This is a genomic window from Methylobacterium sp. JK268 (genome assembly GCF_054052225.1).
In genome coordinates this window covers 41,092-56,270 of record NZ_JBSVZN010000010.1, presented here as the reverse complement: position 1 = coordinate 56,270, position 15,179 = coordinate 41,092, and the positions used below count along the sequence as shown (strand labels likewise).

Annotated in this window: 10 protein-coding genes; 7 read left to right on the top strand and 3 right to left on the bottom strand. The window is 72.8% G+C overall.

From position 1 onward, the window contains the following. The first annotated feature begins 105 nt into the window (after positions 1-105). From ACW9J6_RS12600 to ACW9J6_RS12570, 7 genes are all read left to right on the top strand, one after another. The gene (locus ACW9J6_RS12600; protein WP_457116825.1) at positions 106-1,293 is read left to right on the top strand and encodes a patatin-like phospholipase family protein; all 1,188 of its coding nucleotides are present in this window, start codon (positions 106-108) and stop codon (positions 1,291-1,293) included. A gap of 82 nt (positions 1,294-1,375) precedes the next feature. Next, complete coding sequence (gene mdeB, locus ACW9J6_RS12595) at positions 1,376-4,069, top strand: alpha-ketoglutarate dehydrogenase (protein WP_457116824.1); 2,694 nt, start codon at positions 1,376-1,378, stop codon at positions 4,067-4,069. Between the two features lie 248 nt (positions 4,070-4,317). Next, positions 4,318-5,589, top strand: a complete 1,272-nt coding sequence (locus ACW9J6_RS12590; RefSeq protein WP_457116823.1) for a 2-oxo acid dehydrogenase subunit E2 — start codon at positions 4,318-4,320, stop codon at positions 5,587-5,589. 10 nt (positions 5,590-5,599) lie between these two features. Beyond that, positions 5,600-6,448 (top strand): 23S rRNA (adenine(2030)-N(6))-methyltransferase RlmJ, encoded by an 849-nt coding sequence (locus tag ACW9J6_RS12585; protein WP_457116822.1) that lies wholly within the window; start codon positions 5,600-5,602, stop codon positions 6,446-6,448. An 82-nt stretch (positions 6,449-6,530) separates the two neighbouring features. Beyond that, positions 6,531-6,749, top strand: coding sequence for a hypothetical protein (locus ACW9J6_RS12580; protein ID WP_457116821.1), 219 nt, complete (start codon positions 6,531-6,533; stop codon positions 6,747-6,749). A 455-nt stretch (positions 6,750-7,204) separates the two neighbouring features. Next, a complete protein-coding gene (locus tag ACW9J6_RS12575; RefSeq protein ID WP_457116820.1) occupies positions 7,205-8,530 on the top strand; it encodes a lipopolysaccharide biosynthesis protein in 1,326 nt (441 codons plus the stop codon). After that, positions 8,527-9,672: a GNAT family N-acetyltransferase gene (locus ACW9J6_RS12570; protein WP_457116819.1), complete on the top strand. Its 1,146-nt coding sequence runs from the start codon at positions 8,527-8,529 to the stop codon at positions 9,670-9,672. Before ACW9J6_RS12575 ends, ACW9J6_RS12570 begins: the two co-directional genes overlap by 4 nt. 732 nt (positions 9,673-10,404) lie before the next feature. On the opposite strand, the gene ACW9J6_RS12565 is transcribed toward ACW9J6_RS12570, so the two are convergent. The 3 genes from ACW9J6_RS12565 to ACW9J6_RS12555 all read right to left on the bottom strand — a co-directional run bounded on the left by ACW9J6_RS12565 (position 10,405) and on the right by ACW9J6_RS12555 (position 15,101). Then, a complete protein-coding gene (locus ACW9J6_RS12565; RefSeq protein WP_457116818.1) occupies positions 10,405-12,075 on the bottom strand; it encodes a methyl-accepting chemotaxis protein in 1,671 nt (556 codons plus the stop codon). Positions 12,076-12,321: 246 nt separating this feature from the next. Further along, on the bottom strand, positions 12,322-12,810 hold the full coding sequence (gene tsaA, locus ACW9J6_RS12560) for a tRNA (N6-threonylcarbamoyladenosine(37)-N6)-methyltransferase TrmO (RefSeq protein WP_457116817.1): 489 nt from the start codon (positions 12,808-12,810) through the stop codon (positions 12,322-12,324). Then, the gene (locus tag ACW9J6_RS12555; RefSeq protein WP_457116816.1) at positions 12,807-15,101 is read right to left on the bottom strand and encodes an amylo-alpha-1,6-glucosidase; all 2,295 of its coding nucleotides are present in this window, start codon (positions 15,099-15,101) and stop codon (positions 12,807-12,809) included. Before ACW9J6_RS12555 ends, tsaA begins: the two co-directional genes overlap by 4 nt. Positions 15,102-15,179 lie beyond the last annotated feature (78 nt).

Here is a 15,179-nt window from a genome sequence, read left to right as displayed (position 1 = left end):
CGGAACCGTTCCGCCGCTCAAGCTTTACAATAAGCGTTGCCATTCGCCGGCCCCTGACGGAGAGTCCGGCCGAGGCGGCGCAGCCAGACCGACGGCGGAGATCCCGTGTTCCTTCGATCGCATCCGGTGCGCGGGCTCCTCGCCGCACTCGTCGCCGCGCCGATCGCGGCCTGTTCCTCCATCCCACGGGCGCCCTACACGGCGGCCGAGGCCTCCGTCGCGACGATCCCGGGTCAGGCCACCAATATCCGTGTCTGGGCCGACGCCCCGGCCTCCGCCTTCGCCGAGGTCGGCCGCGCCGTCGCCACCCAGAAGGAGCCTTTCACCTACCTCGCCCTGTCGGGCGGCGGCGGCGACGGAGCTTACGGGGCGGGCGTCCTCAACGGCTGGACCGAGAGCGGCACGCGGCCGGTCTTCAGCCTCGTCTCGGGCGTCTCGACCGGAGCGCTGATCGCCCCCTTCGCCTTCCTGGGGCCGGCCTACGACCCGACCTTGCGGGAGATCTACACCAGCGGGGTCGCCTCGACCCTGGTCCAGTCGCCCAACCCCCTCAACGTGCTGCTGGGCGACGGGCTGTTCGGCGACCAGCGCCTGCGCGACCTCGTCGGGCGCTACGTCTCGCCGGAGCTCGTGGCGCAGGTCGCCGAGGAGCATCGCAAGGGCCGCCGGCTGCTCGTCGTCACCACCAACATCGACGCGCAGCGCGCGGTGATCTGGGACATGGGCGCCATCGCGGCGGGGGGCGCGCCGAACAGCGTCGAGTTGTTCCGCGACGTGCTCACCGCCTCGGCGAGCGTGCCGGCGGTGTTCTCGCCGATGCTGATCGACGCCCAGGCCGGCAACCACGGCTTCCAGGAAATGCATGTCGACGGCGCCGTGGCGACGCCGGTCTTCACGCTGCCGGAATCCTTCCTGGCGCAGGGCGTGCGCGTCGGCAGCCGCCGCGGGCGGCCCACCATCTACGTGGTCATCAACGGCCGCATCGAGCCGAGCTTCGACCTCGTCGAGAACCGGGCGCTCGCCATCGCGTCGCGCACCCTCTCGACGGTGGGCCGCGCCCGGGCGCGGGCGGCGCTCACCAGCACGGCCGCCTTCTCGCGCCGCAACGGCATCGGCTTCAACTTCACCTATATCGACCGGCGCCTGCCGGAAGTCGCGGCCCAGCAGGGCTTCGATACGGCCTACATGCGCACCCTGTTCAACGACGGTTACGAGAAGGCCCGCGCCGGGTCGGTCTGGGAATCGACTTTGCCGCGCGACACGCAGGTCGAGGTGCAGGCGGCGCTGCAATAGCCCTCTGCGTCGCGGGCGCTTGCGGTTCTCCCCCGCATGGGCGATTCAGCCTCAAGACCTGAAACGCCCGGGAGGATTGCCGATGAGCGCCAGCGCCAAGCCCAGTGCCGCGCCGATCGTGGGGCCGCGCGGCGTCGCCGACGCCGATCCGGGTGAGACCGCCGACTGGCTCGCCTCCCTCGAATCCGTGGTGCGCCACGCCGGGCCGGAGCGGGCGCGCTTCCTCCTCGACCGCCTGGAGGAGAAGGCCCGGGCCATCGGCCTCGTCGACGAGGCCCCGCCCTACCTGCCCTACCGCAACACCATCCCGCTCGAGAAGCAGCCGCCCTATCCGGGCGACCTCGGGATGGAGGAGCGCCTCACCTCCATCATGCGCTGGAACGCCCTCGCCATGGTGGTGCGCGCCAACATGGCCTACGGCGAGCTCGGCGGCCACGTGGCGAGCTACGCCTCGGCGGCGGAACTGTTCGAACTCGGCTTCAACCACTTCTTCCAGGCGGGCGACGAGACCGGGGCGGGCGCCGACCTCGTGTTCTTCCAGCCCCACTCGGCCCCCGGCGTCTACGCCCGCGCCTTCCTGGAGGGGCGGCTGTCGGAGGAGCATCTCAAGCATTACCGGCAGGAGATCGCCGGCACCGGCCTGTGCTCCTACCCGCATCCCTGGCTGATGCCGGATTTCTGGCAGGTGCCGACCGGCTCGATGGGCATCGGGCCGATCAACGCCATCTACCAGGCGCGCTTCATGCGCTACCTCGCCGATCGCGGCCTCGTCGACACCGCCGGGCGCCACGTCTGGGGCGTGTTCGGCGACGGCGAGATGGACGAGCCGGAATCGATCGGCGCCCTCTCCCTCGCCGCGCGCGAGAGGCTCGACAACCTCACCTTCATCATCAACTGCAACCTGCAGCGCCTGGACGGGCCGGTGCGCGGCAACGGGCAGATCATCCAGGAACTGGAGAGCCTCTTCCGCGGCGCCGGCTGGAACGTGATCAAGGTGCTGTGGGGCTCGGAGTGGGACGCGATCTTCGCGCGCGACACCAACCACGCCCTGCTGCGCCGCTTCGCCGCCACCGTCGACGGCAAGTACCAGACGCTGGGCGCCAAGGACGGCGCCTACAACCTCGCCCACTTCTTCGGTGAGGACGAGGAGGTGAAGGCGCTGGTCTCGCACATGTCCGACGCGGACGTGGACCGGCTCAAGCGCGGCGGGCACGATTTCCGCAAGCTCTACGCGGCCTTCGCGGCGGCCAAGGCGACCAAGGGCCGCCCGACCGTGATCCTCGCCAAGACCAAGAAGGGCTACGGCATGGGCGGGGCGGGCGAGTCCCGCATGACCGCCCACCAGGCCAAGAAGCTCGACACCGACGCCCTCAAGGCGTTCCGCGACCGCTTCGCCCTGCCGCTCTCCGACGCGGAGGTCGAGCGCCTCGACTTCTACCGGCCGCCGGAGGAGAGTGCCGAGCTGCGCTACCTGCGCGAGCGGCGCGAGGCCCTGGGCGGCTACCTGCCCAAGCGCCGCCGCACTGCCGACCCGGTGGCGGTGCCGGACCTCGCGGCCAGCGGCGGCTTCGCGCTGGAGGCCGACGGCAAGGAGATGTCGACCACCATGGCGGCGGTCCGCATCCTCGGCAATTTGCTGCGCCACAAGGCGCTCGGGCCGCGCATCGTGCCGATCGTGGCCGACGAGGCCCGCACCTTCGGCATGGCGAACCTGTTCCGGCAGGTCGGGATCTACTCGCCGCTCGGCCAACTCTACGAGCCCGAGGATGCGGGCTCGATGCTGTTCTACAAGGAATCCCGCGACGGGCAGCTGCTCGAAGAGGGCATCACCGAGGCCGGGGCGATCTCGTCCTGGGTCTCGGCCGCGACCGCCTACAGCGTGCACGGCCTCGCGATGCTGCCCTTCTACATCTACTACTCGATGTTCGGCTTCCAGCGGGTCGGGGACCTGATCTGGGCGGCGGCCGACCAGCGGGCGCGGGGCTTCCTGATCGGCGCGACGGCCGGCCGCACGACCCTCGGCGGCGAGGGGCTGCAGCACCAGGACGGGTCGAGCCACCTCGTGGCGGCAACCATTCCGAACTGCCGCGCCTACGACCCGGCCTTCGCCTACGAGATGGCGGTGATCCTCGACCACGGCACCCGGCGGATGATGCAGGAGGGCCGGGACGAGTTCTACTACGTCACCGCCATGAACGAGAACTACGCCCAGCCCTCGATGCCGGCGGGCGTGGAGGACGGGATCATCCGCGGCCTCTACCGGACCACGGCCTTCGGCGAGGGCGAGGCGGTGCGGCTCGTCGGCTCCGGGGCGATCCTGCCGGAGGTGATCGCGGCGGCGCGGATGCTCGCGGAGGAATGGGGGATCGGCTCGGCGGTGTTCAGCGCCACGAGCTTCAGCGAACTCGCCCGGGACGCGCAGGCGGCCGAGCGGGCGGCGCGGCTGCAGCCGGGGACCGAGGCGCCGCGCAGCCACGTGGCGGCGCTGCTGCCGGGCCGCGCCCCGGTGATCGCCGCCACCGACTACGTCCGGGCCTACCCGCAGCTGATCGCGCCCCATGTCGAGGGCCGCTTCGTGGCCCTCGGCACGGACGGGTTCGGCCGCAGCGACACCCGCAGCCGCCTGCGCCGCTTCTTCGAGGTGGACCGGCAGCACGTCGTGGTGGCGGCCCTCGCCGCCCTCGCCGACGAGGGCGCGCTGCCGCGGGCCAAGGTCGCCGAGGCGGTGGCCCGCTACGGGCTCGACCCCGAGGCGCCCGCACCCTGGACGGTGTGAGCGCACCCGAACCCTCCCCCCTCTGCGGGGGAGGGTGGCGAACGCAGTGAGCGCAGCGGGACGAAGTCCCGCCGAGAGGGGCAGCGCAACGCTTCTCCAGGTGGCGTTCTTCACCCCGCTTCAGGTTCAGTCTGAAGCGTGGTTCCCCTCTCCCGGCCTGCTCCGCAGGCCACCCTCCCCCGCAGAGGGGGGAGGGGTTTGGCGCGAGCCCTCCCCTCATCTTTCCCGGATCCGACGACCCCGCCCCCATGAGCACCCGCCTGCCCGTCAACCTCCCCGACATCGGCGACTTCACGGACGTGCCGATCATCGAGATCCTGGTGAAGCCCGGCGACCGCATCGCCGTGGACGACCGGCTGATCAGCCTCGAATCCGACAAGGCCACCATGGAGGTGCCCTCGCCCGTGGCCGGCGTGGTGGCCGAGCTGCTGGTGGCGATCGGCACCAAGGTCTCGGCGGGCACCCCGATCCTCATCGTCGACACCTCGGGCGAGGCCCCCGCCCCGGTCGCGGCGCAGCCCGACCCCGCCGCGCCCGCCGCCGCAGCGCCGGAGCCGGCAGCACCTCAGCCCCCTCCCCCGCCGCGCCCGGCCCCGCGGGCTGGCCCCGACGTCCACGCCACGCCGGCCGTGCGCGCCTACGCGCGGGAACTCGGCGTGCCTCTCGACGCCGTCGCGGCCTCCGGCCCGTCCGGCCGCATCCTGCGCGAGGACGTCCAGGCCTTCGTGCGCGGCAGCCTCGCGAGCCCGCCGCCGGCCGCCTTGCCGGCCCCGGCCTCCGGCATCGGCGCGGGCCTGCCGGCCTGGCCGCAGGTGAAGTTCGAGAAGTTCGGGCCGGTGCGGCGCGAGGCGCTCTCGCGCATCCAGTCGATCTCCGGGGCCGCGCTCAGCCGCAATTGGCTCACGATCCCGCACGTCACCAACTTCGACCACGCGGACGTCACCGACACCGAGGTGTTTCGGCGCGAGATGAACGGCGAGCCGCGCACGCCCGCCGTGAAGGTCACGATGACGGCTTTCCTGCTCAAGGCCGCCGCCGCGGCGCTCCGCGCCCATCCGCGCTTCAACGCCTCCCTCGACGGCAGCGACCTGATCCTGAAGGATTACGTCCATGTCGGCTTCGCGGCCGACACGCCCCGCGGTCTCGTCGTGCCGGTGGTGCGCGACTGCGACCGCAAGGGCATCGTGGCGATCGCGGCCGAGATGGCGGAACTGGCCGCGCAGGCGCGGGCCGGCACGCTGAAGCCGGAGGCGATGCAGGGGGGCTGCTTCTCGGTCTCGTCGCTCGGCGGCGTCGGCGGGGACGGCTTCACGCCGATCATCAACGCTCCCGAGGTGGCGATCCTGGGCGCGGCGCCGGCCCGGATCGAACCGGTCTGGGACGGGTCACTGTTCCAGCCGCGGCTGATCCTGCCGCTCAGCCTGTCCTGGGACCACCGGGTGGTGGACGGCGTCGCGGCGGCGCGCTTCCTGCGCCACGTGGCCGAGACGCTGGCCGACATCCGCCGGGCGATCCTGTAGAACGCGCCGCGTGAACTACCGCCACGCCTTCCACGCCGGCAACCATGCCGACGTCCTCAAGCACCTCGTCCTCGCCCGGGTGCTCGCCTACCTGCTGCGCAAGGAGGCCCCGTTCCGGGCCATCGACACCCATGCGGGGATCGGCTGGTACGACCTCACCGCCGACGAGGCCGCGCGCACGGGCGAGTGGCGGGACGGCTGGGGCCGCCTCGCCGAGCCCTTCCCGGAGCCGGTCGAAGCCCTGCTCGCGCCCTACCGAGAGGCGGTGGCCGCCACGCAGGCCCGGCACGGACCCGATTCCTATCCGGGCTCGCCCACGGTGATCCGCCACTTCCTGCGCCCGGGCGACCGCGGCGTGTTCGTGGAACTGCATCCGGCCGACGGGGCGCTGCTCGCCGAGCGCTTCGCCCGCGACGGGCGCACCAAGGTGATGGCCCTCGACGGCTGGACGGCCCTGCCCGCCCTGATCCCCCCGAAGGAGCGGCGCGGCCTCGCCCTGATCGACCCGCCCTACGAGGTGCCGGGCGAGATCGACCGGCTCGGGCGCGATCTCGCCAAGGCCGTGGCGAAGTGGCCGATCGGCCTCTACCTCGCGTGGTATCCGATCAAGGACATCGCGGCCGTCGACCGGATGGCGGCGGCGTTGGCCACCGCCCTCCCCCGCCCGGCCCTGCGCATCGACCTGCTGATCGACCGCCCGGACGATCCGACCCGCCTGTCGGGCAGCGGCCTGATCGTGGTGAACCCGCCCTACACGCTGGCGGGCGAGATGGAGGTGGTGCTGCCGGCGCTGGCGGAGCGGCTCGCCCGCGGGGGCTACGGCGCCTTCCGCTGCCAGCCGATCGGTCCGGCCGCGTGACGTCCCGGGGTTTTGTCCGATCCTGCTGACGGGATCTTAAGGGCGGTGTGCTCGACTTTCCGCTCCGACGGGAGCCTGCCCCATGATCTCCGCCCTCTCCAGCGCCACCTCCGGCCTCCTCGCGGCGACCGGCCGCGCCGACCAGGCCGCGACGCGGATCGCCGAGGGTGGGGCCGCCGACGGCGGAACGCTCGACGCCGCCGTCACCCTGGCGACGGCCAGGACGGACGTCTCGGTCGAGGCGGCGGTGCTGCGGCAGGCCAACGAGATCCAGAAGCGGGTGCTCGACATCCTGGCCTGAGTGGAGGCGGGGCTGCGACCCTCCTGCCAGTGCGCACAGGGTTGCGACCGGCTTATCAGCGGAACGGATCTGGAAGGCACAGGCCCCCTCATGCTGAGGTGCGACCGGAGGGAGCCTCGAAGCACCCCAGAACAGTTTGTCCAGGCAGCCTTCGTCTTGGATCAACGGTCAGGGGTGCTTCGAGGCTCCCTCCGGTCGCACCTCAGCATGAGGGAGAGTGTTTGCTGCCATGGGCGTGGTCTGATGCGATTCTTTGGCGTCCCTCATGCCTTGCGCGGTGATGCGAGCGGTCGCGCCGCTGCGGCAGCTGGGCGGTGACCGATCCGGTCGACGTCGGATCGGCAGGATGGCGGACGGCGCCGTCGGGGCCGCATCCCGCTTAACCCGCCCGCAAGGCGCACGGCTTACGGTCAGGCCCGCGGCGGCCTGCGCGCCGCGCGAGCCGGAAGGCATCCATGGCGGCCGGGGCCTCACTCAGCGATGCGCCGCCGGGCCTGCCGGGCCTCGCCCGCACGGCCGCCGCGGTGTTCGGTCTGCGCGTCGCCTCGGCCGGCTGCGCCCTCACCGCCCAGGTGCTGATGGCCCGCCTGATGGGGCCCGGCGAGTACGGCATCTTCGCCTCGGTCTGGGTCTGGACCGCCCTCCTCGGCCACGCCTCCACCTGGGGCCTCTCCCACGCCGCCTCGCGCTTCCTGCCGGAATACCGGGCGACCGGCGCGCCCGACCGCGCCCGCGGCTTCCTGGCCTTCGGCGTGGCGGTCTCCTTCGGCGCGGCCGCGCTCCTCGCCGCCCTCGGGGAGGGCGTCCTCGCGCTGCAGCCCGGCCTCGCCGACGCCTCCCTCCGGACCCCGCTGCTGCTGGGCGCCCTCGTCCTGCCGCTCTTCGCCCTGCAGGATTTCTGCGAGGGCGTGGCCCGCGGCCAGAACTGGACCCTCCTTGCCATCGCGCCGCCCTACCTCGTCCGCCAGGGCCTGGTGATGGCCGCGATGCTGATCGCGGTGGCGGCCGGCGCCCCCCCGGTCGCGGCCGTGGCGGTGGCCTGCACGCTCGCCGCGACCGCCCTGTCGCTCGTAGCGCAGGGCGCCGTGCTCCTGCGGCGCCTCGCCCGCATCCTGGCCCCGGGACCCCGCGCCGGGACGGCCCGCGGCTGGATGCGCGTCGCGCTGCCCCTCGCGCTCATCGACCTCACCGGCTCGGGCTTCGCCTTCGCGGACGTGCTGGTCCTCGGCTTCCTGCTGCCGCCCGAGGCCGTCGGGCTCTACTTCGCGGCGACGCGGCTGATGCAGGTCGTCGCCTTCGTCTCCTACGCGGCCTCCTCGGTCACGGCGCAGCGTTTCGCCGAGGCCGAGGCGCGCGGCGACCGCGCGGGCCTCGCGCGCCTCGTGCGGCACTGGTCGCGCCTCATCCTCCTCGTCACCCTGGCGGCCGGGCTCGGGCTCCTCGCCGCGGCCCCGCTCCTCCTCGGACTGTTCGGGGCGGAGTTCCGCGGGGCGCTGCCGCTGCTCGCCATCCTGCTCGCCGGCCACGGGATCGCGGCCGTCTTCGGGCCGGCGGAGGACCTGCTCGCCATGCTCGGTGCCGAGCGGCTCTGCGCCGGACTCACCGCCGCCGTGCTGGCGCTGGCCATCGGCCTGATGCTCGTCCTCGTGCCCGCCCTCGGTCCCCCCGGGGCGGCGCTGGCATCCGCCCTCGCGGTCGCCCTGCGGGGGATCGTCCTCTGGGGCGCGGCGCGGCGGCGCCTCGGCCTGTCGAGTGCCGCCTTCGCCCGGGGCCTGCCGTGAACGCACCCGTCCTCGCCCGCGCGGGCGCCGCCCTGACCGCCGAGATCGTGCCCGCCGCCGCGCTCGACGCCGCCGCCTGGGACGACCTCGTCGCCCGCGCCGCCGCCCCGTCGCCGGATTACGGCCGGCGGATGATCGCCGCGCATCTCGCCCACGGGCAGGCCCCGGCGGACCTCGCCTGCTGCGTCGTCCGGCACGGGCCGGCCCTCCTCGCCCTGCTGCCGCTCCGGCGCGCCCGCCTCCTGCTGCGGCCCGTGGCGGCACCCTTCACGGCGGCGGCCATCACGGCGACGGCGCCCCTCGTGGCGGACGGCCCCGCCCTGGAGCCGGCGCTCGCCGCCCTGGTGCAGGGGCTCGCGCGCGTGTCCCGGGCCTGGCGCTGGCCGCTCCTGCCCGCCGAGACGCCCGCCGGACGCGGGCTCCTCGCCGCCCTGGCGGCGGCGGGCTGGTCCACCGCCACGGTGGCGCGGCTCGACCGGCCGGTCCTCGACCGTTTCCCGGACCACGCCGCCTACCTGGCGGCCCTGCCCGGCCGCAGCCGCCTCAAGGACCTGCGGCGGCGGCGGCGGCGGCTCGACGACCTCGGCGCGGTCTCCTTCGAGACGATCGGGCCGGAGGGCGACCTCGCGGGCGCGGTGGCGGCCTTCCTGGAGTTGGAGCGCGCCGGCTGGAAGGGCCGGATCGGCACGGCGCTGGCCTGCCGGCCGGCCACCGCGGCCTTCGCGGCCGAGCTGTTCGGCCCCGGCGGCGGACCGGTGACGGCGCGGGCCGATCTCCTGCGCCTCGACGGCCTGCCGGTGGCCGCCAGCGTCTCCCTCGTCTGCCGCGGCACGGTGTTCCTGCTCAAGGCCGCCTACGACGAGCGCCACGCCGCCCTGGCGCCGGGCGCGCTCCTGGAGGCCGAGATCGTGCGGGCGCTGCACGAGGAGCGACAGGCCGAGCGGCTCGACTCGGTGACCAAGGAGAACCGCGTCCTGGCGGACCTCTATCCGGGCCGCACCCCGATCCTCGACCTCGTCGCCGCGGCGCCGGGCGGCCCGCCTGCCGCGCGCCTCGCTGCCGACTGGGCGCGCGAGGCCGCCCTGCGGGAGCGGGCGGTGGCCGTGCGGGCCGTGATGCGGCGGGCGATGGGGCGGGGGTGACCGGGCGTCGTCCCAGGCTCGCACGCGGCTCATACGGTTTCCAGTACGTTACGTCGCAATGCGGAAACCGGCTTTGCTCGAGCGCCGCGCGGGCTCAGTCGAACGCGCTCGCAAGGCATTGTGGTTGTTGTAAGATTCGAAGCGTCCCGTGTCGAAGATCTTGGCGCCGGATCCCCTCTCCCGTGCAGGCCAGCGTGTGCACACAGCATCGAAAAACGCGTATTGTATCAACGGGATGATCGATCACATCGATTCGACATCAGGCCGACCCGTCATCGCTCATCCGCACGCGCTGCACGATCGCCTGCATAGCCTCAGAAGGCTCGACCGACGCCGAGCAGGCTGAAGATCGGGCGATATCATCCAGTCAGGCGATGGTGAGCCGCAGCATCAGACCCGGCCAATGGCAACAAACCCAATTCCTCATGCTGAGGTGCGACCGCAGGGAGCCTCGAAGCACTCCAGAACAGTCTGTCCAAGTAGGTCTCGGGCTGGATCTATGGTCAGGGGTGCTTCGAGGCTGCTACGCAGCACCTCAGCATGAGGGGTGTTGTGCCTTCCAGATTCGTTCAGCCGATGAGCTGGCTACGGAGATGTGCACACACGGTAGCCCGCACGGGAGAGGGGTTCCCCGCGCCTGTCCTGGAGTGCCAGCATCAAACATTGGATGTCTTCGCCGCAGATCACGACACCCGTCCCGATCGCGGCCCCGAGGCGGCGACCGGCGGCCCCCTACGCCGCCTCCAGCCCCACCAGGAAGCCGCTGACCTCCCGCCCGAGGCTCTCCGAGCAGCCCGAGAGGGCGCGGGCCGCCTCCAGCACCCGCGCGGCCGCCTCGCCGGCCGTGGCGGCGCCGCGGCGCAGCTCCGAGACGGTGCCGGTCACCTCCGCGGTGCCTGAGGCGGCGTCCTGGACGCTGCGGGCGATCTCGCGGGTGGCGCTGCCCTGCTGCTCGACCGCCGTGGCGATGCCCGTCGCGGCCCGCGACATCTCGGCGATCACCCGCCCGATCCGGTCGAGATCCGCCACCGCCGCCTGCGTCGCCGCCTGGATCGCCCCGATATGGCCGCCGATCTCCTCGGTGGCCCGCGCGGTCTGGCCCGCGAGATCCTTCACCTCGGCGGCGACCACCGCGAAGCCCCGCCCCGCCTCGCCGGCCCGGGCCGCCTCGATCGTCGCGTTGAGGGCCAGCAGGTTCGTCTGGCTGGCGATGGTCGCGATCACGGAGACCACGTGGCTGATGCGCTCGGCGCTCGCCGCCAGTTCCTGCACCGTCGCGTCGGTGCGACGGGCATCGTCCAGGGCCTCGCCGGCGATCCGCGACGAGGCGCCCACCTGCTGCACGATCTCCTGGATCGAAGCCGACATCTCCTCGGTCGCCGCCGCCACGGTGGCGACGTTGGCGGAGGTCAGCTCGGCCGCGCCGGCGGCGCTGCGCGTGCCCAGGGCGGAGCGGTCCGCCTCACCCACCATGGTGCGGGCCGCCTCATCCATGTCGCGGGCCGCGCCGGCGAGCTGCCCCACGAGGCCGCCGACGCTCGCCTCGAAGCGCTGCGCCAGGAGGGTCATCTGCGCCCGGCGCGCCTCGGCGGCCCGCCGCTCGGCCGCCGCCTCGCTCCCGCGCAGGCCCTCGGCCTCCCGCATCGTCTCGGCGAAAACCGCCATGCTGTCCCAGATCTCGCCGATCTCGTCGCGGCGCCGCGCGACCGCCGGCAGCCGGTAATCCCCCGCGGCGAGCGCCCGGATCGCCTGGGTGACCTGCTGCAGGGGCCGGCCGATCTGCCGCTGCGCCACCAGGGCGCCGATCCCCACCGAGAGGAGCGTGCCGCCGAGCGCCAGCCCGAGCATCAGCCGCAGGCGCGCGGCGAAGAGGTCCCGGGTGCGCGCCTCGATCGCCGCCTCCGAATCCCGGCTGCGTGCCGTCAGGGCGTCGATGCTCGCCTGGAAGGCCTTGCGGTTCTCGCGGTTCGCCTCGTTGTTGCCCTGGAGGTTCGCGGCCTGCGGGGAGACCTCCCGGGCGAGCCGGACCGTCTCCAGGCGGAAGCCCCGGAAGGCCGCCGACCCTCGCAGCACCGCGTCGAGGAGCGGCCGGTCCTCCTCGGGCACGAGCGGCGTCCAGCGCGCGAGCAGCCCGTCGATGGCGTCCAGGGAGGCGACCATCCCGTTCGCGAAGGGCCGCGCCTCCGCGACGGTCGGCGCCGCGTAGATGCCCCGCGCATCCATCACCACGGCCGTCACCAGCCGGTTCAGCCGCTCGCTGTAGAGGGACCGGGTCGAGGCGGTGTGGAGCGCCGCCACCTCCGCGTCGGTCGCCGAGAGCGACTGTGCGCCGATCGCCGCCACCAGCAGGGTGACGCCGCCCAGCGCAGACAGGAGGACGAGGAGCTTGCTTCTGATCCGCATGACCGTACCGGGAGACGACGCATCGACCGGTACAGTGCCCAGGATATCTTGCCAAAACGTGACTGTAATAAATATGTCAAACGATATAAGTCGAGATGATGCGAGATTTATACGCCGCGACTTCCACAGATACCCCGATCGTTGTTCGAAGTGAATGAATCCTGCGCCGCTAAGCCGAGAAGAGCCAAGCTTAGAGCGAATTCGCGTCGACGGGTGCCGCAGCGCGGGCTGGCCCGATCCGCAGCGTCAGCGCTCGCGCCATCCCACGAGCGCTCCCGGCTTGCTGTCCGTCGAGGCGAAGTACGGCTTGAGGTCGAGGAGCGGGGTGCCGTCGAGGCAGTCGAGGCCGCGCACCGTCAGGCGGGCTCCCTCGATGGCCAGGAGGTCGACCACCGAGAGGGCGATCGGGTTCGGCCGCGCCGGGGAGCGCAGGGCGAAGGTCCCGCGCCGCTCCGGCGCGTGGCGCGGCTGCTGGAGCAGCAGGCCGCGGGGTGCCCGGTCCATCCAGTAGAGCACGATCAGGTGCGTGGTGCCGTCGAGGCCCGCGAGCCCCGGCGCGTAGAGCGGATCGACCTCGATCCCGCAGGGCTCGGAGGATTGCGCCGCGTTCTTCGGGCAATCCTCCCGCCGGGTCCACGGCGTGCGGATGCGGCCGATGAAGTGGAGGCCGGCGTCGAAATCCGGCGGGAGGGGGATGCCCTCCTCGCCGGGCCGCAGGCCGAAATCCCCTCTCACTTCATCAGCACCACCTGCGCGTCGCCGGTGCGGCGCAGGACGTTGACCGTGACGTCGGCGCCGTGGCGGTGCAGGAGCAGGTCGATGCGCGAGGAGCCGAGCTTCAGGTTGCGGATCAGCACCCGGTCGAGGAAAGCCGGCAGGATCGGGTCGCGGAAGCGGATCCGGTTGCGGTCGTGGCGCAGTTCCAGCCCCAGGCAGGCCGCCAGGAAGGCGAAGGGCGCCGCCGCCGCCCAGGCCTGCGGGCTGCAGGCGACCGGATAGTTCGTCGGCCCGCGCTGCTTGCGCTGGGTGAAGCCGCAGAACAGTTCCGGCAGGCGCCGCCCGTCCTGGTAGAGGGAGGCACCGTGCTGGCCCTCGAAGACCCGCGCGGCCGCGTCCTTGTGGCCGTAGCGGGCGAGGCCGAGCGCGCAGATCGCGTTGTCGTGCGGCCAGATCGAGCCGTTGTGGTAGGACATCGGGTTGTAGCGGGCCTCGCCCTGCGCGACCGTGCGCACGCCCCAGCCGTTGAACCCGTCCTTCGACATCAGCACCTCGGCGACGCCCGCCGCGCGCTCGGGCAGCGCGATGCCGGTGAAGAGGGCGTGGCCGGCATTCGAGGCGCGCACCGCGCAGGGCCGCTTCTCGCCGTCGAGCGCAAGGGCGTAGGTCCCGATCTCGGGCAGGAAGAAGGCCTTGTCGAAGGCCGCGCGCAGGCGCTCGGCGGAATCCTTCAGCCGCTCCGAGAGCGCGTCGTGGCCGAGCACGCCCGCGAGCTTCGAGGCCGCGCGCTTGGCCGCAAAGACGTAGCCCTGGACCTCGCAGAGCGCGATCGGCCCCTGCGCCATGCGCCCGTCCGCGTGGAAGATCGAGTCGTGGCTGTCCTTCCAGCCCTGGTTGGCGAGCCCCTTGTCGGTCTCGCGGGCGTACTCGACGAAGCCGTCGCCGTCGCGGTCGCCGTAGGTGTCGATCCATTCGAGCGCCGCCAGGATGTTCGGCCAGATCGACTGGATCGTCGCCCTGTCGCCGGTCTGCTCGAAGTACTGGCCGGCCAGCATCACGAAGAGCGGCGTGGCGTCGATGGTGCCGTAATAGTGGGAGAACGGCACCTCGCCGAGATTGGCCATCTCGCCGTGGCGGGTCTCGTGCAGGATCTTGCCGGGCTGGGCATCGGCCGCCGGATTGTTGGTCTTCGCCTGCGTCGCCGCGAGGTAGCGCAGCACGCCCTTGGCGATGTTGGGGTCGATCCACAGCGTCATCATGGCGGTGATGATGCCGTCGCGCCCGAACACCGTGCTGTACCAGGGGATGCCGGCGTAGGGGTAGAGCCCGTGGGTGGTGCGGGTGGCCAGCATGTAGAGGTCGGCGGTCGCCCGGCAGGCCGCCTCGTTGAACTGGTCGTTCGAGCTCTCGATCGTGGTGATGTCGGCGGTGGCGGCGCGCAGGTCGCGGCGGGCGTCCCGGTAGGCGAGCGCGAAGGCCATGCCCTCGCCCTTGGCATGCCCCTCCTCGCGGCGGGGATTGGGGTAGACCGAGGAGGTGATCGGCAGAGCGCTGCCGGTGACGGCGACGCGCGTCTCGTCCTTGACGTCGGTGGCGTCGAACACCGCCCGCACGAAGATCGAGGTGCGGCCGCCCGGGGCGAGGCGGATCGCGAACTCGGCCCGGTGCGGCTCGATCACCGCCGGGGCGGGGCCGAAGCGCAGGCGGGTGGTGCGCAGGCGCTGGTCGAGGCCCTGGTAGCGGAAGGTGACCTCGTCGGGCCTCGTCACCGCGACGCTGCGCTGGCCCCGCTGCTCGCGGGTGCTGCCGCGGACCTCGAACAGGTCGCGGAAATCCGCGTCGAAGGTCAGCGCGAGGCGCAGGTGACGGGGCTTGGTGTCGTAGTTGCGCAACCCGATCCGGTCGTAGCAGGTGCCCCGGAACATGAACTTGGTGCGCTCGAGGGCGATGATCTCGCGGGGGATCGCGGTCTCGTCGCCCGCGTCGAGGCGGATGTCGGGCGTGGTCATGTCGACCGAGAGCGCGCCGTTGTCGTCCTGGATCACCGAGCCGAGCAGCAGCGGGCGCTGGCCCTCGACGGTGAGTTCGAGGCGCGAGAGGAAGCGCGTGTCCTGGAAGTAGAGGCCCTCAGGCCCCGGGAAGACGCCGATATCGCCGTAACTGTCGAGGACCGCGAAGGCGTCGCCGTGCTTGAGGGAGCGCAGCGGCCGCTCGACCAGCGAGGTCTGGGCCTCGATGTGGTATTGCGGCAGGGGCTCGTCGTCGAGGGCGCCGGGAGGGAGCGGGAGGTCCTGGACGGTCGCGGCCATCGGGGCGGGTCTCCGGGGTGCAAGGGGCAGGAAGGGTCCGGGCGAGGCGCGAATCGGGGCGCGTCCCGCCCCATACGC